This is a genomic window from uncultured Psychrosphaera sp. (genome assembly GCF_947500655.1).
Taxonomy (GTDB): Bacteria; Pseudomonadota; Gammaproteobacteria; order Enterobacterales; family Alteromonadaceae; genus Psychrosphaera.
Map to the genome: position 1 here is coordinate 1 of NZ_CANMSK010000004.1, position 20,642 is coordinate 20,642.

The window sequence follows — 20,642 nt, forward strand, 5'->3', positions numbered from 1 at the left end:
GTGCGCTCGGGAGGATTCGAACCTCCGACCGCCTGGTTCGTAGCCAAGTACTCTATCCAGCTGAGCTACGAGCGCACAATAAGTCTTCTTTTCTGTGATGATGGTGCGCTCGGGAGGATTCGAACCTCCGACCGCCTGGTTCGTAGCCAAGTACTCTATCCAGCTGAGCTACGAGCGCACTTTAATCACAAAAACATTGAATGGCGGAGAGGGGGGGATTCGAACCCCCGATAGGGCTACAAACCCTATACTCCCTTAGCAGGGGAGCGCCTTCAGCCACTCGGCCACCTCTCCACTCAATGTGGCGTGTATAGTAATGATCTAAGAATATAAGTCAAATAAAATTGTTAATTAAATTACTGATTGATTCGAAAATGAGCAATTATCAAGTTATCGTCTAATATTTGTCACTTTTAAGCTTAGATAAATAACTATTATAGAACTTAAAAAGAAAAAACCGGCTTAACGCCGGTTTATTGCTTATTCCGCTTCAGAGGGTTGACCGCCCTTTTCCGCTTGAATACGCATGTATATCTCTTCACGATGAACTGCTACTTCTTTAGGAGCATTAACACCAATTCTTACTTGGTTGCCCTTTACACCTAAAACTGTAACTGTAACTTCATCACCTACCATTAACGTTTCACCAACACGACGAGTTAGTATAAGCATTATTAGCTCCTTTTATGCCACTTGCTTATAGTTAGCTTAATAAAAAGCTCCATTTTCGACTAAGTCGAAGGTAAACATTCTACCTAGACTCAAAGCATCTTACAATTTTTGCATTTACTTTAATCGCATAACTGTAACACTTTATAGGACTGTTCCTATCCGTCTTAGTTCAATAATAGCAATAGAATTAAAAACTTGCGTACTCTATTTCTATTTAATTATTGAGCAAAAATAAGTTAATAAATTTATTAACTTATTTATCTAATATGAGCCAAAGTGGCGACTTTCAAGCTTTTCAGTTAAATAAATTCATTACTTCAATTACGTTAAAACTATAAAAATCACGATTTCAATAAATAGCAGATACAAAAATGCCGACACAGCGTCGGCATTTTTTAATTCAAGGATGAATTAATATCAAAGGTACATGGATGTAATCCCTTTGATTCAATTCAAGGATGAATTAATGTCAAAGGTACAAGGATGTAACTCCTTTGATTCAATTCAAATATGAAATTACTTTTTCTTTTTCGCTTTAGGATTTGGTAAATCCGTAATTGAACCTTCATACATTTCTGCAGCAAGACCAATTGACTCGTTAAGCGTTGGGTGAGCATGGATAGTTAATGCGATATCTTCCGCATCTGCGCCCATCTCAATAGCTAAACCGATTTCACCTAGCATCTCACCAGCATTGATACCTACAATAGCGCCACCTAAGATACGGTGCGTTTCTTTATCAAAGATTAACTTTGTGAAACCTTCAGTACGAGCAGAAGCAATTGCACGGCCAGAAGCAGCCCAAGGGAACTTGGCAGACTCAACTTTTAAGCCTTGTTCTTTTGCTTCTTTCTCAGTAATACCAACCCAAGCCATTTCTGGATCAGTATAAGCAATTGAAGGAATAGCTTGAGGTTCAAAGAAGTGTTTTTGACCAGAGATAACTTCAGCCGCAACATGTGCTTCATGAACTGCTTTATGAGCCAACATAGGTTGACCAACAACGTCACCGATTGCAAAAATGTGATTTACGTTAGTACGTAATTGATTATCAACATTAATGAAACCACGTTCATCAACTGTAACGCCCGCTTTAGTTGCGTCCATTAAGTTACCGTTTGGCTTACGGCCAACAGCAACTAATATTTTGTCATAACGAACAGGTTCAGCAGGTGCTTTTTTACCTTCAAACGTTACATATAAACCGTCTTTTTTAGCTTCAACTGCTACAACTTTCGTTGATAACATGATGTTGAAACGGTCTTTGTTATATTTAGAATAAACTTGAACAAGGTCTTTGTCAGCCGCAGGTACAAGTTGGTCTAAGAATTCAACAACAGAAACTTTAGAGCCTAATGCAGCATAAACAGTTCCCATCTCAAGACCGATGATACCACCACCTAGCACTAACATTTCACCAGGAATATCTTTAAGCTCTAACGCACCAGTTGAGTCAATTACACGGTCATCTTCAGGAATAAATGGAAGATTTACAGGCTCAGAACCCGCTGCGATAATTGCATTATCAAAGGTAATTGTTGTATCGCCTTTTTCACCCGTAACAACCATAGTGTTGCTACCAGTAAATTTACCGAAACCGTTAACAACTTTAACTTTACGCATTTTAGACATTCCGTCTAAGCCGTTAGTTAGTTGTGCAACAACGCTATCTTTCCAAGAGCGGATCTTATCAAGATCAATTTTTGGTGCACCAAATGTTACACCGTGAGATGCCATGTCTTTTGCATCATCAATAACTTTTGCTACATGTAATAATGCTTTAGATGGGATACAACCAACATTTAGACAAACGCCGCCTAATGTTGCGCGCTTCTCAACTAATACTACGTCTAATCCTAAATCAGCTGCACGGTATGCAGCAGAGTAACCACCCGGACCAGCACCAAGAACCACAACTTGAGTTTTGATATCGTTGCTCATAATTAACCTCTATTCACTTGTATGGTGACGGAATGAAGGCCTTTCATTCCATTTCTAATAAGGTAAACAAACGAATATTCGTTTGCTCGAAATTTTGTTGAGTTTATCACTCAAAAAATAGAAAGTCCTGCAACTGCAAGACTTTCTTATGATTTTATAAAAACTTTATAACTGCTTTATAAAACCAATTTACGTATATCTGATAACACACTTGCCAAATGCACAGTAAAGCGAGCCGCTAGTGCGCCGTCGATTACTCTGTGATCGTATGACAATGACAGTGGTAACATCAGTTTAGGCTCAAAATCAGAACCGTTCCATTTAGGTTTCATTTCTGATTTAGACACACCTAAAATACCAACTTCTGGAGAATTAACAATAGGGGTAAATGCTGTTCCGCCAATACCACCAAGACTAGAGATAGTAAAACAACCACCTTGCATGTCTCTTGCTGTTAATTTGCCATCACGGGCTTTTTTAGATATTTCCATCAATTCACGTGAAATTTCGTTAACGCCTTTTTTATCAACATCACGTACAACAGGAACAACAAGACCGTTTGGCGTGTCGACTGCGATACCTATGTGGATATACTTCTTCATTATCAGGCTTTCACCATCCAAGCTTAAAGACGAACTAAATTGTGGGTACGCAGCAAGAGCAGATGCCGCTGCTTTCATAATGAAAACCAATGGCGTTATCTTCAGATCTGATTTTTGCTTAGCTAACGTCGCATTTTGTTCTTTACGGAACGCTTCTAAAGACGTGATATCTGCTTCATCAAATTGAGTTACATGTGGGATCGTTACCCAGTTACGGTGAAGATTTGGACCAGAGATCTTTTGAATACGCGTTAACGGCACTTCTTCAATTTCACCAAATTTAGAGAAATCTACTTTAGGTTGTGCAAGAACTTGTAAACCACCTTCACCAGCTGCAACACTTGAATTAGCGTTTGCTTTAGGACGTGATAATTCGTACTTAACAAATGACTTAACGTCTTCAGCTAAAATACGACCTTTACGACCTGAACCAGTAACCTTAGTTAAATCCACACCAAACTCACTTGCTAAACGTCGGACTGACGGAGTCGCGTGAATATTCTTACCTGATGCGGAGCCACCAGCTTGAGATGGGTGAGCTTGCACTACTGGTGGTGCTTTTTTAGCTGGCGCTGAAGCAACAGGAGCTGCAACTGTTGCCGGAGCAGCAGTAGGCGCTGCGACAGAAGCTGGAGCGCTAGAGACAGTCTCAATTGTCGCAATAATAGAACCGGTTGCAACTTTACCGCCATTTTCAATTTTTAATGATTTAACTACACCAGCAAATGGTGCCGGAACATCCATAGTTGCTTTGTCAGTTTCTAATGTGATCAAGCCTTGTTCAGCTTCAACCGTGTCGCCAACAGCAACCAGAATATCAATAACATCAACTTCATCATCAGTGCCGATATCTGGAACTTCAACATCTTTAACTTCTGATGTTGCCGCTACTGGAGCTGGAGTCGCTGCAGGAGCAGCTTCAACCGCTGGTGCAGGCGCGGCACTTGCAACTGGAGTATCAGCTTGCGCTGCGCCAGTTTCAAGTAATAAAACAAGTGAACCTTGTCCAACTTTACCACCAACCGCTACTTTAATTTCTTTAACAACACCATCTTCTGGACATGGTACATCCATGGTTGCTTTGTCTGTTTCTAAGGTAATTAAACCATCTTCTTTAGAAACAGAATCACCAACGGCAACTAAGATGTCGATAATATCAACTTCATCGTCAGTACCAATATCTGGCACTGTAACTTCGATAATAGATACTGCACCAGAAGCTACTGGTGCAGCCGGAGCTGCCTCAACTTTAGCTTCCGCAACTGGTGCAGGTGCTGGAGCGCTTTCAACTACAGGCGCAGCTTCAGTAGCTGAACCTGCGGCTTCAATCACAATTAATAAACTGCCTTCAGAAATTTTATCGCCTAGAGCAACTTTAATTTCTTTAACTGTGCCTGAGTATGGTGCTGGAATATCCATTGATGCTTTATCACTTTCAACTGTGACAATAGAATCTTCTTCCGAAATTGTGTCGCCGACGGCAACACAAACTTCAATTACTTCTACTTCGTCGCCGCCAACGTCTGGGACTAGGATGTCTTTTAATTCAGCCATCTTGTTATTCTCCTAAACCGCTGATTATGCGTAAAGTGGGTTAAGTTTCTCAGCATCAATACCTAAATCGGCAATTGCTTGAGTAACGACAGATGCTTTGATATCACCGCTACGTGCTAACTCGCTAAGAGCAGCAATAACGACGTAGTTGTGGTCAACTTCAAAGTGACGACGTAAATTTTCACGGCTGTCCGAACGACCAAAACCATCTGTACCAAGTACACGGTAAGGCGCTGGAACATACGCACGAATTTGATCGGCATAGCTCTTAATGTAATCCGTCGCAGCAATAACAGGGCCTGAACCTTGTTCTAACAACTCAGTTACATACGCTTTTTGTACTGGCGCTTCAGGGTTTAACATGTTGAAACGATCAACATCTTGGCCTTCACGTGCAAGTTCGTTAAACGATGGTGCACTGAATACTTCAGCCGTTACACCATATTTTTCAGCTAATATTTCAGCCGCTTTACGTACTTGTAATAAAATAGTACCTGAACCTAAAAGACGTACGTTCGCTTTACCTTTTTTGGCTTTTATTTCATCAAGTTTATAAATACCTCTGATGATGCCTTCCTCAACGCCTTCAGGCATTGCAGGTTGAACGTAGTTTTCGTTCATTACGGTTAGGTAATAAAATACATTTTCATTGTCACCGTACATACGACGCATGCCGTCTTGAACGATTACTGCAAGTTCATAACCATACGTTGGGTCATAAGTTACACAGTTTGGTACCGTACCAAAATGAGAATGTGAATGACCATCTTGGTGTTGTAAACCTTCACCATTAAGCGTTGTACGACCAGCAGTACCGCCAACTAGGAAACCACGTGCTTGTGAGTCACCAGCAGCCCAAACCATGTCACCTACACGTTGGAAACCAAACATTGAGTAGTAGATGTAGAATGGGATCATAGGTTCGTTGTTGTTTGAATATGACGTTGCCGCAGCAAGCCAATCAGACATAGCACCTAGTTCGTTAATGCCTTCCTGTAAAACCTGACCTTTAGTATCTTCACGATAATAAGCTACTTGATCTGCATCTTGAGGTGTGTATTTTTGGCCACCGTGAGCGTAAATACCCACTTGACGGAATAAACCTTCAAGACCAAATGTACGGGCTTCATCAGGAATAATAGGAACAATACGTTTACCTATTTTTTTATCTTTAATAACTGCAGATAAAATACGACCAAACGCCATAGTGGTAGATATTTCACGACCATTTGAACCTTTAGTGATTGCTTCAAATGCTTTCAGGTCTGGCATTTCCATTTCTACGTCTGAGTTGCGACGACGAGCTGGTAAATAACCACCTAATGCTTCACGACGACCATGCATGTAGTTATATTCATCACTTCCCTCAGGGAAAGTAACATAAGGTACATTTGGTAAGTCTTCATCAGAAATTTGTATATGATGACGGTCGCGGTATGCTTTTAGTGCATCCAAGTCCATCTTTTTAACGCCGTGAGCAATATTCTTACCTTCACCAGCGTCACCCATACCGTAACCTTTAACTGTTTTAGCTAAGATAACTTGTGGACGACCTTTGGTATTTTTAGCACGTTCGTATGCAGCATAAACTTTAACTGGATCATGACCACCACGGTTTAAACGCCAAATGTCTGCATCTGACATATTTGAAACCATAGCTGCCGTTTCAGGTGTTTTACCAAAGAAGTTCTCACGAGTGAACTTGCCACCTTTGGCTTTATAGTTCTGGTATTCGCCGTCAACCGTGCTTTCCATGATCTCTAATAACTTGCCATCTTTATCGCGAGAAATTAATGGATCCCAGTAAGAACCCCAAATAACTTTAATTACTTCCCAACCAGCGCCACGGAATGTGCCTTCTAGTTCTTGAATAATACTGCCATTACCACGAACCGGGCCGTCAAGACGTTGCAAGTTACAGTTGATGATGAAGGTTAAATTATCTAAACCTTCACGTGCTGCTAAACCAATAGCACCTAATGATTCTGGCTCATCACACTCGCCATCCCCCATAAAGCAATATACGCGTTGGTCTGAACAATCTTTAATACCACGGTCTGTTAAGTATTTTAAGAAACGAGCTTGGTAAATTGCAGCAATTGGACCTAAGCCCATAGATACTGTTGGGAACTGCCAAAAGTCAGGCATCAATTTAGGATGTGGGTAAGATGATAAACCGTCAGAATCAGATTCTTGACGGAAATTATCTAACTGCTCTTCAGTTAAACGACCTTCAACAAATGCACGAGAATAAATCCCTGGAGATACGTGACCTTGAATATATAAAAAGTCGCCGCCCTTGTTGTCTTTATCTGCTTTAAAGAAGTGGTTAAAGCCTACATCGTATAACATGGCAGAAGAAGCGAATGATGAAATATGTCCACCAAGTTCTAAATCTTTTTTAGAGCCACGTACTACCATAGCTAATGCATTCCAGCGAATCGCTGAACGTATTTTAGCTTCAATGGTACGATCGCCAGGCATTTGAGGTTCTTGTCCTGCTGGGATGGTGTTTAAGTATGCCGTTGTTGCGGTATACGGTAAGTGCGCGCCATTACGACGAGCCTTATCAATGAGTGCTTCAAGAATACTATGAGCACGTTCAACACCATCACTTTCAAGGACAGCTTCCAGAGACTCAAGCCATTCTTGAGTTTCTTGTGGATCAATGTCCTGATTTTGATTTAGGTTCTCTGACATGTTTCAGGTTCCTACTATTTATTATTAAAAGAGTGTATTGCTCAACTGAAATTATTTCAGTGAACATCATTATAGTCAGTAATTATTAAAGCTAGCGTTTTGGGCTACTTAATAAACGGCGTACTGACCCTTGTAATTTATTGTTATCTTGATCTAACGCCAACAACGACTTTTCAATGTAAGCTAAATGTCGTCTATTGGCTTGTCTCGCTTGTTCTGGTTCACCATTTACTATAGTTTCCATTAATTCCGTTCTATGCAAATTTAACTGCTGACGAATATCATTGTGGCTTTGAAATACAACTAAATTTTCTTTTACATTGTGTATTAATAAGTCTTTAAGACCTCTTAATAAATGCAACAACATTACATTATGGGATGCGTCGGCAATAGCTAAGTAAAACTTAACAACCGCCGCTGCAACTAGATCCAAATCATCTGAATCCGCTAACTGCTCTATAGACAAAAATGCATGACGAATATCGTCAAATTCAGACAGTGTTCCTCTTAATGCTGCGTAATAAGAAGTTACACCTTCTAATGCAAACCTAAACTCCAACAAATCATAGTGAGAGTCTGGGCTATTTGCCAATAGTTCAAACAAAGGCTCTGCAAACGGGTCATTTAACTTTTTAGTTACAAAAGTACCATCACCTTGCTTACGAGTTACCAAACCTTGTGCTTCTAGCTTTTTAATAGCATCACGAACTGACGGACGTGATACACCATAATCTAATGCCAAGTCACGCTCTGACGCGAGCTTTCCACCAGCAGGCAAAGAGCCGTCCAAGATCAATTTTTCAAGTCGCTCGGCAACTTGGTCTGATACTTTCTGAGTAGTGACTTTCACAGTAATTTAACTATTCCTTACACAATGGTAAATTGGTCTTACCATTAATCGAGAGCGAGAGTAGCAAGCAAAAAGCAATTTGTAAATATCAAGATAACTGGCTAGACCACTGAGAAAACAATGATTTAGAGTATCTTATAGATTATTTTTTGTGCCTGAGTGTAGTGATAACTTTATTTTAATAATTAAATTACCTGACCATATAAAGTTAATAAGGCAACCACAACCAAAAACAGTCCCATATTTCGCTTAGTTAAACGCACCATATGTTCTGCATTGTTTCCTTCTGAAAAATCGGTGTTCTTTTCCGACGCCATTGCAACCTGACATAACATTTCTTTTGATGACTTAGAAAAATTAGCGGCGTATTTCAACCAAGTTTCCAGTCCATTGGTAAAGTTACCTACTACCATAAATCCTAAACTAACCAAGCGAGAAGGCAGCCAATATGACCACTCCAACCAAAGCTCTAAGTCTTTTTTATTATGAGCATCACATTTTTTTAATGCTTCGCCTTGTTTAATTCCTTTAAACTCAACTAAATACAGTAAGGTTGAATAGAAAACGACACCAGCTATTCCCAATACAACAAAATAGAAAATAGGAACCGCATAATATCTAAAGTTAATCCAAATCAACGTTTCACCTAATGTTTCCGGTTTTACAATATTAGATTGAGTTTCGTCATCTAAGTCTACTGATTGATTAACATCAGACTCTTCAATAATCGTTGGCTCTTGAGCTAATTGGCTATGTAATACAAACTGAGCTTCACGATCACCTCGTCCTACAGCATTAAGATATTGGCGGTATAACGCTCTTGATTGTGGGTTACCGATACAAATAGCTAAACCTAATAAACTGACAATAAAAGTAATTAAACCACTGTTTAATAAATATAAGACTAAATAAACGATCACAGCAGGCGTTGCGATAAACAACAATAACGAAATTTTACTAGCTTTGGTCTTTGAGTACTTAGTCAAAGCTATAGATATGTAATAGTTAAGGTAGGTTTGAACTTGCCAATGAGGAGCTCTTAAACCGACTCGTTCAGTGATTAGAACTAACAACAAAACAATAAGTGTCATAATATTTCCAAAAATAATTAACGGCTATTAAATAATTTTACATTTATAATTTAGGTGAAGTTAGAGTCGACCTTTATATCGAGTCCAATCAAAACTAAACCCAGGATCTGTTTTACGCCCAGGGGCTATATCACAATGTCCGACTATATTATCAACCACAATATCTGGGTAGAGTGCTTGAATTTGTATTGAAACTTGCTGTAACGCTGCATATTGTAAGTCTGTATAAGGTAATACATCCGTACCTTGTAACTCAATACCAATAGAAAAGTCATTACAACGTTGTTTGCCATTAAATTCACTAACACCTGCATGCCAAGCGCGTTTATTTAATGGAACAAACTGAATGACTTGCCCTGTTCTTTTTATATATAAATGAGCTGACACTCTTAATTGCGCAATAGATGCGAAATACGGGTGCTGGCTTGAGTCTAATTGCCCAGTAAAAAACTGCTCAACATTGTTATTATTAAAGTCATCTTCAGTTTCTGCCGGTGGCAAGCTGATATTGTGAATAACTAATAGGTCAATATTATTACTAGCCTCACCTTCTCTGTCATCACAGTGGGTGGTTTCGCATCTTGTCACGTTTTCTAACCAAACATCTTGTGTGGCTAAATCCCCTGATAGTTTATTTTTTTGATTCGGCATCAATAATATTTCTCATTAGCTGTAATAAAGTGAAAACATGTGAGTTCAGATCTGACCAAAATAAATCAGAGCCTTTATCCTCTGCACAAAATATTTCAACTTCTTCCGCCAAATTAGTGAGGGTCATGAAACCATAACTACCAGCCGTACCTTTTATTTTATGCAATTCAGCTCTAAGGCCAAGTAAGTTCATCCCTGCCAGGTGAGTTGAAATAAGGGTTCCTTGTTCCGGTAATTGTAATACATACTCTTGCCTAAGTTGTTCTAATTTCCCCTTCGGTAATATACCGTAATCAATTTCTTTAACGCCTCTCAAGGCTGTGTGAATAATAGCGATAAACTCTTTTCGGTCTATTGGTTTTGCAATGGTTCCGGTACATCCCGCTTCTAAGTGTCGCTGTAAGTCTTCTTTCATAACATTTGCGGTTAATGCATAAATTGGCACATCTATCCCCGCTTGACGCAATAGACTAGTTGCTTCAACACCGCCCATTATTGGCATTTGCATATCCATAAGAATTAAGTCAAATTCATCTGTTAAGGCTTTTTCTACCGCTTCTTCACCGTTACTTACAATTTCGTACTCGACCGATAACGAGTCTAATAATAATTTAAATAAATATTGATTGTCTTCGACATCTTCAGCTACAAGTACGCGACCTGTCACTTCATTGGCTATAATACTTTCTTTTTCTTTATCAGCAATAAAGCCAAAAACTTGCCCTTGGTCTTGAGCCAAGTCCATTAGTGAATTAATTAACACTAGTTCTAGCTCATTATCATCGGCGGCTATATTAATATTTAAAACAAATTGACTACCCTTACCAACCTCGCTGGTGACAGTAATACCTCCACCTAATAACTTGGCTAGGTTTTTCGAAATAACCAACCCTAATCCAGTCCCCCCAAAACGTCTAGAAATACTCACATCGGCTTGCATAAATGGCTGAAATAATGATTGGGCTATTTCTTCAGTCATACCTATGCCAGTATCGGTAACGGTAACTTCTAATTGTGATTTATCAGCCAAATATTTAACATCTATATCAATGCTCCCAACTTTAGTAAACTTGATTGCATTACTGGCTAAATTCAATAAAATTTGTTTTAACCGTGTACTGTCTGTTCTTATATAACGAGGGATTGGATAAATATAATTGAATTTGAAATCTAAATGTTTATCCCACGCTTGAGTCGACAATAAGCTTACTACGTCGTTAAACAGTTCAAATAAATCAACTTGATTTACTTCAACCTCTAATTTATCAGCTTCAATTTTTGACACGTCCAATACGTTGTTAATAAGTGCTAACAAATGTTTACCACTAATTAAAACACGTCCTAATAAATCTAATTGATCTGAGCCTCTTGGTGAGTCAGCAATAACTTGCTCGGTAAAACCTAAAATAGCCGTTAGGGGCGTTCTTATTTCATGGCTCATATTAGCCACAAACGCGCTCTTTAATTCACTTGATTGCTCAGATGTTACTTTGGCTTTTTCTAATTCTATATTTGATTTTTCAAGCGCTTTATTGGTAGCTTGTAACTCTTCTGTTCTTTCTTTAACTTTATATTCTAATCGTAAACGTCCGTCGCGCTCTTTTTCTCGATAAACCACAAGTTGACGAACCATAACGTTAAATGCTGAAAATAATTCACTAAATTCATCTTCACTTTCTGTTGTAAGTTTTATATCAAATTTGCCTTGTGCTACTTTTTTCTTGGCATCGGCTAATTTTTTTATCTGTGAGATCACTAACCGTTGAGTACTGTAATAAACTAAAGATGAAGTAATAACGATTGAAAACAACACAATTACAAAAGTAATTAAACTTATTTCTGTTTTACTCTCTATTACATATTTTTTATCTTGCCCGTATAAAAACAAATACTTTTCTGACATTTTTTGTCCAGAAAAAAAGATTTGATTTGAACCAAGCTTAAACGTAGCTGATTGATTATATCGAGTAACGTCATGTAACTTTCTAAAGATATCACGAGGTATTTTTGAGCCCATTTCACCTTCAGGGTAACTAAACAATAAATTCCCAGCTAAGTCACTGATCATAAATTTATCGCCATTATCCTTAATTAGTTTTAACTTATCTTCCCAGCGCGGAGTAAAAATAACATTAACAAAACCTAAAATATGAGTTTTGTTATTATTATCCAATCTTAATATTGGTTGTTGGATCCCAATAAGAGGGCTTCCACCATTTAATGGCGTTATAAGCTGCCATTGCAGCTTTTTTAGTAACGGTAATTTGTTATTTAACACAGGTGTAGAATCTTTAACAAGACATTGAGGTAGCTCTTCACCCTTATCATTTATTAAGGTTAGTTGGCTAGTCTCTGGGTAAACTTGTGCAAACTTACGAAATTCAGCTTTAACATCGTTAACCGCATCATCAGTAATTTGATTAGATAAGGTATCTGAAAATTGTTTATTACTCGCCAGAAATTTAACGGCAGATTCAATATCATTTATATATAAATTGACCTGATTAACTCTGTACTTAATATCTGATTTTAATTTAATGTCTTCCAACTTATCTTGCGCATTCAAAGAATACTTATAAGCAAAAACACCCAATACAATTATAGGTATTAATATCAAAGGTAAAATTATTAAAAGTATTTTTTGTTGTAACCGCATTGTTAAATGCAAATTCCTTATTATGTACCTATTTATTCATTGATAAACATATAGATAATTATGTTGATTGCTGCCTAGCAGTCAAATCTATCGGCAACTAATGTTATTAGCTTTAAATATTGTCATATAGGGTTTCTATCCAACGTTTTTCGGTTATAAAACTCCAATCCCAAACTTTCCACTTTTCGCCTAAGCCAGCATCGATTAATTGTTGTTTTGATACACCAGCTTGTTTTTGTCTTTTTACAATACCTTTTGTGGCTTTTATCATATCAACAAACCGTTTGAAGGCTTTTTTATCCGTTAATTTGCCATGGCCTGGAATAATTTGAGCATCATCATTAATTTGACTAACTAACGAATCTAGATTGTTAATATAACCCGCAACACTACCGCCACTTTTAACATCTATGTAAGGAAAACGTGATTCAAAAAATAAATCACCTAAGTGCCACACATTGGCCTTCTCAAAAAAGATCACAGAATCACCATCGGTATGCCCTGCTGCTAAATGTTTAACGTGAATGCGCTCTCCATTTAAATGAAGCTTAATGCCTTGTTCATAAGTAACAACTGGTAAACCTATCCCTTTGTTATTAACGGACATACGTTTTCTAACATTTTCATGTGCTAAAACGCTTGCCGACTTTGCAAAATAATTATTAGAACCAGTATGATCACCATGATAGTGAGTATTTACTAAATATGTGATTTTGGTATTTTTGGCTTTGGTAACTTCTAGCAGTGCTGACTCTATTTTTGGTGCTAAAGGCTCAAACTGATCATCAATCATCAATGTACCGTCATCTCCAACTAATACACCGATATTGCCACCAGCACCATATAGCACGTACACATTGTCATTCACCTGTTTGGCTTCAATTTTCACGTCTTTAAATCTGTCATCGGCAAAAGTAGTCGAGCTAAAAAGAATAAATAACAAAACATATAAACAAGTGATTTTCATAACAACCCACATCTTATTGAAAGTAATCGTTTTACTACTATAGATGTTTTAGAACTAACTACCAATTATTATAACCATTACATTAAAAATAAGACGCACAAAAAAAGCCATACAAATGTATGGCCTTAGAAATATAAAATGAGAATAATTAAAGTACTGGATTAATAAACGCACCAAACAAGGCACTTATTGGTGCCGCCGATGGTTTACCGTGCTGCCAATCGCCACCTTCAACACCACTGCCAGCAATGTCGATATGGATATACGGTAATGGGTCGGCATCATTCACATCGTGTTTATCTAATCCAGAAACAATAGATAAGAATGCCATTGGGAATTGATGTCCTCTGGCAGTAACCGCTGACGGTCCATTATTTGATGATAATAAGTCATCTGCTTTGGTACGCGGTTGCACAAATTCATAATCTTCACGACGTGAACGCGATGTTTCACAAGGATCAGCTAATAAATCACCTTGTTCAACAAGCAATTCGCCATAACCATTAGCTTTAGATACGCCATTTTCTACTAATGCGGTATAAGGTCCAACCGAACGAGCTGCATGTCCCGTTAATGTTGCTACGGTAAATAACACAGGGTTAACTTCATCAAGTGCTTCTTCACGCAGTTTTGATAATAAGTCAGCCATTACCAAACGCCCTTCAGCATCTGTATTACCAATTCTTACGCGTATGCCTGAATGACCTGTGATGATCTCGTCTGATACAAATGCCTCTGCACCAATACTGTTTCTTACCGCTGCAATTTCAGCTACCACTTTAATACCAAGTGGCGCTAACTCTGCCACTGTTTTCATAAATCCAGCAACCGCTGCGGCACCACCTTTATCACGGCTCATACCAGCCATGTGTCCGCCTGTTTTTAAATCGGCACCACCAGTGTCATAAACAATGCCTTTACCAACTAGCATTAATGTTTTATTAATCTCACCTTCTGGTGTGTATTCCAAACGTATCACTCTTGGCTGATGGCGTTTTACTTCAATTGATGCTCTAGCAACAGCCCACATTAAAGGATATTCAGTTTGTATCTCAGCCATATCGTCGGTAATGGTTACCTGCACGTCTGTTTTATCAAATGCCTCTACACAATATTCAGCAAATTGTGGTGGCGACATACGTTCAGGCTCTGTGCCGCATAAATCACGGGCTACATATCGGCCACTCTCTAAAGCAGCAGCATCGCCCCCATTTAAGGTATTACTTACTACACCAACTAAAGAAATAGGTTCTATCGAGTCACCAAATGCCTCGCGCGCTTCTAACGGCTGCCACAATGCTTGAGAAAAGCCCAAATAAGAAACCATATCCGCATTTTGATATTCAGATTTGTCATTACCTAATACAAGAAGTAATGGTTTTTTTGCCCCCATAGTTAATACTAATGATGCGGCTTTTTTTGCAGCATCATAATAACTACGCACATCATCAAAATATCGATTTGTTTGGCCAATGGGAGCAAGGATCACTCGAGTTTGATTTACATCTTCCGATATAAAACTGGTTAATTCTTTATTAATACGTGAGTCAAACTCTGCTTGTTTGGTAATAATTTCGTTAAATGGCTCTGGTAGGACATTTATAAAGCTTTCGCCTATAACAACGAGTGCATCCCAAGATTTATCAGCTAACGCCGTAGTTAAATTAGAAATGATCATAGGTGTTGGGTAAGACATAGATACTCTCTTTGTAAGTGATTCTTTAAGTGTGTCGAAGATTGTAAAATAATGATGTTATTTTAAAGGGTTTTATCGAGGCTTAAAAGGTTATGGTTAATTATACTAGCTCAGGCCTGCTCAAATAATTGCAGTTGTTGTATCGCTTCTTTGCCATAACCAACACCTATACCAATTAATCTAATTTTATGGATAGGACGTTGCTTGGCTAGTTCCACCAACATTTCATGGCACAAGTCTAAGTTAAAATGACCATGCTGAGTTTCTTTGGTTTTACTGACAAAGTCATCAAATTTCAACTTTACCTGTAATTTAGTGATAGGTTTATTTTCTTTCGCAAGTCTGGTGTGTAGCCTTATTGATAGTTTATCTAACAGCTCAGCATTAACTTGCTCAATTTTAATATCATGCTCAAAGGTGGTTTCTACTGAGGTAGATTTAGACTCTCGGTGATTACATACTTCGCGTTCATCAATCCCTCTTACCCGATTAAATAAACTCACTCCCATTTTTCCAAACTTCTGCTCTAATTCGAGGAGAGTAAAGGGTTCTAAATCAATACAGTTTTCAATGCCAAAGTCTTTAAGCTTTTGTTGCATCACCTTGCCCACTCCAGGTATCGCTTTAACTGGTAACTTTTGTACAAACTCAATTACTTTATGCGGAGGAACAACACACATCCCATTAGGCTTATTAAAATCAGATGCGACCTTGGCAATAAATTTATTCACCGAGACGCCTGCAGAAGCTGTTAATCCCGTTTGTTTAAAAATTTCAGTTAAAATATCTTGTGCAATTAAGGTCGCGCTTCCGTTAAATAAAGTGCACTCGGTTACGTCTAAATAAGCTTCATCCAGAGATAAAGGCTCTATTAAATCAGTGTATTGTTGGAAAATTTCACGAATTTGATTTGATATGGACTTATACAAAGCCATTTGCATAGGAATAATTTGCAGTTCTGGGCATAGTAATTTAGCCTTTCTGGATGACATGGCAGACCGAACACCATACTGACGAGCTAAATAATTACTGGTACACAATACCCCACGTTCTGTATCGCCACCTACCGCTATAGGCACATTTTTTAATGCTGGATTTTCTCGCATTTCCACTGCGGCGTAATAACAATCCATATCTATGTGAATAATTTTCCTCATTAGTTGACTGTATAAAAAAACAGTTAACTTGGCAATTAATTTATTTTTAATTACAACATTATTTCCTCATAAAAAAATTACTATAGTTTATACTTATTCTATAAATATTTATTAAGGTACGGAATGAAGTCTCAATTATGCTTACTTGTTTTTTGCTTACTTTGTAATTGCGCTATCGCTAAGCAAGAGAGTTCTATAACTGCAATTGGCTTTGCCTCTCACCCAGCGGTCGTCAAAAACTACTTAAGCATTGTCAAAAAAGCCTATGCAAAAATTGGAATAAATCCAGATTTCATTCCTGTAAGTGATAGACGATCTATAAAAATGCTTAGCGAAGCAAAATTAGATGGGTTAGTTATCCGCGGTCAAAAAACTATGCTTCAGCACCCTAGCTTCATAACTGTCCCACCAATGTTAGGAGCGGCAGATATAAGATTAATTTGTCAACCAAAGTTGTTATGTAACAAAAGTCTGCTTGACAATAGCAGTAAAATTTTAGGTTTGGTGGGACAGGATGAGTATTATCAAGAATTATTAAATGAGAAAACTATCAATACGTACGAAGTAGTTGATTATCAACGCATGGAGAAAATGTTTCAGCAAAAAAAGTTAGATGCTATGATCATGGTATTCGACTTACATACTCAAGGTATTCCATCACCTGAGTTAAATACTTACCACCTAGATCAAGTAGAAGGCTTCCATATTATCCATAAGCGCTTTAGCCACTTAATCCCTAAACTTAGTAAGGCATTAGAAGAATCTTTAGCAGAGCATGATTTTATACAGGAATAGTTCGCAGTAAAAAAAGGACGCTCTCACGTCCTTCTTAATCCATATAATTACATTTGGTGTTGTTTACTACCAGCAACCCAAGTTTGTAGGACTTTTGTTTTCCAAATATCTTTTGGTTCAATATCAAAGATATCTTGGTCTATTAAAATAAAGTCTGCCCATTTACCTTTTTCTAATCCACCGAGTACTTTGTCTTGATGTGCACCGAAAGCTGCGTCTAACGTAAACGCTTTAAAAGCTTGCTCTATTGTTAATGATTCTTGTTTTATCCAGCCTTGCTCAGGCTGGTTGTCTCTGTCTTGTCTTGTTACAGCGGCATGTAATCCAAAAAATGGATTGGCAAGTTCAACTGGAAAGTCAGAACCAGCTATAACTTTACTGCCTTGTTTTAAGAATGTTTGCCAAGCGTAAGCACCTTTTAATCTTTTTTCCCCGATACGGTCTTGTGCCATATTTTTGTCTGATGTTGCATGAGTTGGTTGCATAGAAGGTAATACGTCTAACGTTTTAAAGCGTGGAATATCCTCTACATCAATAACCTGAGCATGCTCAATACGATTACGTAATTTTTTTGAAGAAGGTTTGTTTTTAAATGAGAATTCAAATTCATCTAACGCAATTTTATTTGCTCTGTCACCAATTGCGTGAATATTAACTTGAAAGTCATAATTAAAAATAATTTTATAAAGCTCTCTTAAGCGCTCAGGTTTTGTTAGCAATAAACCTCTATTTTCAGGATCATCATGGTAAGGCGCCAACATAGCTGCGCCACGGCTACCTAGAGCTCCGTCACCATAAATTTTAACACTACGAATAGACAGCATGTCGTTATCATCTTCTATATATCCATGCTTCAGCATTTCTTCTAGTTTGTCATCTGTTGCGGCTAACATGGCATAAACACGTACTTTAAAGTTGTCAGCCTTGATTTGATCTTGTAAAAAATGGTAGCTGTCGTGATCGATACCAGCATCATGAACACTAGTTATACCTAACTCTAATAAGTGTTGATTCACTTTATTAAACGCAGCTAAACGTTCTGTGTCTGTTTGTTTTGGTACTTTTTCCCACACTAGGTTTTCAGCGTTATCAATTAACACACCTGTGGGCTCACCGGTTTTATCTTTGACTATTTCTCCACCATCAGGGGAAATAGTATTCCGAGTTATGCCAGCGAGTGACATAGCCTTTGAATTTAACCAAACAGCATGACCATCTACTCGGCCAAGTACTACTGGTTTATCAACGATATATTCATCTAAATCTTTTGCTGTTGGGAATTTTTTACTTGGCCATAGTACTTGATTCCAGCCTCGACCTTTAATCCAAGTTAGCTCTGGATTTTCTTTTGCGTATTCAGCTACTTTAAATGCGGTTTTTTGCTTTGATGGGATATCACGAACATCTACTTGCAGTAGATTAAATCCTAAACCTAAATAGTGACCATGACCATCCACTAAGCCTGGCAACATGGTTTTACCTTCTCCATCAATTACGATGGAATCTGGATAAGATTTTTGTAAATTATCACCTATTGCTATAACTTTGCCATCTTCAAATACTAGGGCTGAAAATTTAGTTAACTCGCTACTGTTCAAATAGGTATAACCTTTAACATTATAAATTAAAGTTGCTTGCGATAAAGTGGCAGTGGAAATAACAGTTAAAGTAAGTAACAGGCTTGTTCGAATAATTTTAATTATATTTAACTTCATACTAAGCTCTTAATTTGCGATTTAAATTAAGTCTTACGTTAAACAATTGATAGTTATATAACAATAACTATTGCTACATTTAGCAGGTATAAGAAGTTAAAGCAGTTTAATTAGTCCCTTTACTGAAGTAATAAAACTGCTCTGTAAGTCTAAATTTAATAAAAATAATGGCCAAGATAAATAGTTAACGCATAGCCAATTGTATAAGCAACTAACAATGCAGGGATATAGCGGCAGTATGAAAAGAATGTAATTTCTTTTATTTTACTCATCGCAATAATACCCGACGCTGAGCCGATAACTAATAACGAGCCACCAACTCCAACAGCGTAGGTTAAACCGAGCCATTGAGCTGAATTAAGTACAGGCTCTGCTTTTAACAATGCTGCGGTAAGTGGCACATTATCTAGTAAAGATGAACCTATCCCAGCGACATAATTAGAATACATAGGGTCAAACTGAGCATATAGCTGAGTGACCATTTGTAAAACACCTATCTCTTTTAACATACCAACTAACAATAATATTCCTAAGAAAAACAACAAGGTATCAAACTCTATTTGACGTATATATTCCAAGACTTCACGTTCTTGCTTATCGTTTTTGTACATTTGACCGACTAGGAACATAATTGACAAACCAGTCAAAAAAGTCAGTACCGGGGGAATGGCAAAAAATACGTTAAACAGCATCGTACTTAAAATTGTACTAAAGAATATAATAGCAATAAGCACATCAACGGTTTCATATCCTTTTTTCGCTGGTGTGGTCATCACTTGGCCTTTCAAACCTATCGAAAAAATACCAGCTAAAAACAACACACTAACCAATGAAGGTAAAAGTAGCATAAATAGCTGAGATATCTGTAAATGCCCTTCAAGATAGATCATCAGGGTAGTTACATCACCGGTAATTAACGCAACACCACCAGAGTTAACCGCAAAGACAACTAAAACAGCCATCCTAAGTTTGGTTCTAGCATCGACATTAAACGACTGTAATAACGTAAGAGAAACTAATGTAGCGGTAATATTGTCACAAATGGCTGAAAGTAATAATGAAAATAGAGCCACTAAAAACATAATAATAGTTATTGATGCCTTGGCTGGAAATAGTCTTTGCACGGCCATTTGGATAACGCCTTTGCTGTTAAGGTAAGCAACAAAAGTCATAGTGGACATTAAGAAGAGCCACAACACAGCAATTTCTAATAAATTTTCCTCAAGGCTATGATTTATAAATTCTTGTTGGCTAGGTTCAGCACTAATGAATAAGATAATCCAAGACAAGCATCCCAGAAGCAAAGTAGTTTTTGCTTTATTAATATGAGTAATTTCTTCAAACACGATGGATAACAATGCTAACAAAGCAATAAAGATAAGGGAGTATTCCAACATAAAACCTCTCAAGGTCTAATACCAATTGTATTAATGAATTGATTAGTTCAATTGGTATAATAGTAGAGCAATTGCTCTAGGGAAATCTATGGGGCGAACTATATATGAAATCAAGCTGCATGAAAAGTAACAAATTGGTAATAAAAAAGCACCAGACTTAGTAGTACTGGTGCTTTGATCTATTTATGAAATTGGTAC

Annotated in this window: 14 protein-coding genes and 3 tRNA genes; 1 reads left to right on the forward strand and 16 read right to left on the reverse strand. The window is 37.7% G+C overall.

Going from position 1 to position 20,642, the window contains the following annotated elements; translation table 11 throughout:
* Position 1 precedes the first annotated feature (1 nt).
* From Q0940_RS04700 to dinB, 14 genes are all read right to left on the reverse strand, one after another.
* Positions 2-75, reverse strand: a tRNA-Arg gene (locus Q0940_RS04700).
* 26 nt (positions 76-101) lie between these two features.
* Positions 102-178 (reverse strand) — tRNA-Arg (locus Q0940_RS04705).
* A 23-nt stretch (positions 179-201) separates the two neighbouring features.
* A tRNA-Ser gene (locus Q0940_RS04710) sits at positions 202-294 on the reverse strand.
* A 186-nt stretch (positions 295-480) separates the two neighbouring features.
* On the reverse strand, positions 481-672 hold the full coding sequence (csrA, locus tag Q0940_RS04715; protein ID WP_105051747.1) for a carbon storage regulator CsrA: 192 nt from the start codon (positions 670-672) through the stop codon (positions 481-483).
* Positions 673-1,188: 516 nt separating this feature from the next.
* Positions 1,189-2,613: a dihydrolipoyl dehydrogenase gene (gene lpdA, locus Q0940_RS04720; protein ID WP_299264750.1), complete on the reverse strand. Its 1,425-nt coding sequence runs from the start codon at positions 2,611-2,613 to the stop codon at positions 1,189-1,191.
* Positions 2,614-2,789: 176 nt separating this feature from the next.
* On the reverse strand, positions 2,790-4,769 hold the full coding sequence (gene aceF / locus Q0940_RS04725) for a pyruvate dehydrogenase complex dihydrolipoyllysine-residue acetyltransferase (RefSeq protein ID WP_299264753.1): 1,980 nt from the start codon (positions 4,767-4,769) through the stop codon (positions 2,790-2,792).
* Positions 4,770-4,793: 24 nt separating this feature from the next.
* Complete coding sequence (gene aceE / locus Q0940_RS04730) at positions 4,794-7,469, reverse strand: pyruvate dehydrogenase (acetyl-transferring), homodimeric type (RefSeq protein ID WP_299264759.1); 2,676 nt, start codon at positions 7,467-7,469, stop codon at positions 4,794-4,796.
* Between the two features lie 91 nt (positions 7,470-7,560).
* Positions 7,561-8,319 (reverse strand): GntR family transcriptional regulator, encoded by a 759-nt coding sequence (locus Q0940_RS04735; protein ID WP_299264762.1) that lies wholly within the window; start codon positions 8,317-8,319, stop codon positions 7,561-7,563.
* Positions 8,320-8,504: 185 nt separating this feature from the next.
* On the reverse strand, positions 8,505-9,410 hold the full coding sequence (ampE, locus tag Q0940_RS04740) for a regulatory signaling modulator protein AmpE (protein WP_299264764.1): 906 nt from the start codon (positions 9,408-9,410) through the stop codon (positions 8,505-8,507).
* Positions 9,411-9,470: 60 nt separating this feature from the next.
* Positions 9,471-10,061 (reverse strand): 1,6-anhydro-N-acetylmuramyl-L-alanine amidase AmpD, encoded by a 591-nt coding sequence (gene ampD / locus Q0940_RS04745; RefSeq protein WP_299264767.1) that lies wholly within the window; start codon positions 10,059-10,061, stop codon positions 9,471-9,473.
* Positions 10,042-12,717, reverse strand: coding sequence for an ATP-binding protein (locus Q0940_RS04750; protein ID WP_299264769.1), 2,676 nt, complete (start codon positions 12,715-12,717; stop codon positions 10,042-10,044). Before Q0940_RS04750 ends, ampD begins: the two co-directional genes overlap by 20 nt.
* A gap of 112 nt (positions 12,718-12,829) precedes the next feature.
* Positions 12,830-13,684, reverse strand: a complete 855-nt coding sequence (locus Q0940_RS04755; RefSeq protein WP_299264772.1) for an MBL fold metallo-hydrolase — start codon at positions 13,682-13,684, stop codon at positions 12,830-12,832.
* A gap of 148 nt (positions 13,685-13,832) precedes the next feature.
* Positions 13,833-15,380, reverse strand: coding sequence for a leucyl aminopeptidase family protein (locus tag Q0940_RS04760; protein WP_299264775.1), 1,548 nt, complete (start codon positions 15,378-15,380; stop codon positions 13,833-13,835).
* Positions 15,381-15,490: 110 nt separating this feature from the next.
* Positions 15,491-16,537 (reverse strand): DNA polymerase IV, encoded by a 1,047-nt coding sequence (gene dinB / locus Q0940_RS04765; protein WP_299264778.1) that lies wholly within the window; start codon positions 16,535-16,537, stop codon positions 15,491-15,493.
* Positions 16,538-16,660: 123 nt separating this feature from the next.
* Here dinB and Q0940_RS04770 point away from each other — a divergent pair, with 123 nt between their 5' ends.
* Positions 16,661-17,332: a hypothetical protein gene (locus tag Q0940_RS04770; RefSeq protein ID WP_299264780.1), complete on the forward strand. Its 672-nt coding sequence runs from the start codon at positions 16,661-16,663 to the stop codon at positions 17,330-17,332.
* Positions 17,333-17,379: 47 nt separating this feature from the next.
* Here Q0940_RS04770 and Q0940_RS04775 read toward each other — a convergent pair whose 3' ends face one another.
* Positions 17,380-19,047 (reverse strand): amidohydrolase, encoded by a 1,668-nt coding sequence (locus tag Q0940_RS04775; RefSeq protein ID WP_299264787.1) that lies wholly within the window; start codon positions 19,045-19,047, stop codon positions 17,380-17,382.
* Between the two features lie 155 nt (positions 19,048-19,202).
* On the reverse strand, positions 19,203-20,444 hold the full coding sequence (nhaD, locus tag Q0940_RS04780; protein ID WP_299264791.1) for a sodium:proton antiporter NhaD: 1,242 nt from the start codon (positions 20,442-20,444) through the stop codon (positions 19,203-19,205).
* Between the last annotated feature and the right edge of the window lie 198 nt (positions 20,445-20,642).

Bases quoted from the DNA above. Each gene is read 5' to 3' on its own strand.
- Q0940_RS04775 (WP_299264787.1), bottom strand. From the start codon at position 19,047: ATGAAGTTAAATATAATTAAAATTATTCGAACAAGCCTGTTACTTACT.
- Q0940_RS04750 (WP_299264769.1), bottom strand. From the start codon at position 12,717: ATGCGGTTACAACAAAAAATACTTTTAATAATTTTACCTTTGATATTA.
- ampE (WP_299264764.1), bottom strand. From the start codon at position 9,410: ATGACACTTATTGTTTTGTTGTTAGTTCTAATCACTGAACGAGTCGGT.
- nhaD (WP_299264791.1), bottom strand. From the start codon at position 20,444: ATGTTGGAATACTCCCTTATCTTTATTGCTTTGTTAGCATTGTTATCC.
- lpdA (WP_299264750.1), bottom strand. From the start codon at position 2,613: ATGAGCAACGATATCAAAACTCAAGTTGTGGTTCTTGGTGCTGGTCCG.
- aceF (WP_299264753.1), bottom strand. From the start codon at position 4,769: ATGGCTGAATTAAAAGACATCCTAGTCCCAGACGTTGGCGGCGACGAA.
- dinB (WP_299264778.1), bottom strand. From the start codon at position 16,537: ATGAGGAAAATTATTCACATAGATATGGATTGTTATTACGCCGCAGTG.
- csrA (WP_105051747.1), bottom strand. From the start codon at position 672: ATGCTTATACTAACTCGTCGTGTTGGTGAAACGTTAATGGTAGGTGAT.
- Q0940_RS04770 (WP_299264780.1), top strand. From the start codon at position 16,661: ATGAAGTCTCAATTATGCTTACTTGTTTTTTGCTTACTTTGTAATTGC.
- Q0940_RS04755 (WP_299264772.1), bottom strand. From the start codon at position 13,684: ATGAAAATCACTTGTTTATATGTTTTGTTATTTATTCTTTTTAGCTCG.
- aceE (WP_299264759.1), bottom strand. From the start codon at position 7,469: ATGTCAGAGAACCTAAATCAAAATCAGGACATTGATCCACAAGAAACT.
- ampD (WP_299264767.1), bottom strand. From the start codon at position 10,061: ATGCCGAATCAAAAAAATAAACTATCAGGGGATTTAGCCACACAAGAT.
- Q0940_RS04760 (WP_299264775.1), bottom strand. From the start codon at position 15,380: ATGTCTTACCCAACACCTATGATCATTTCTAATTTAACTACGGCGTTA.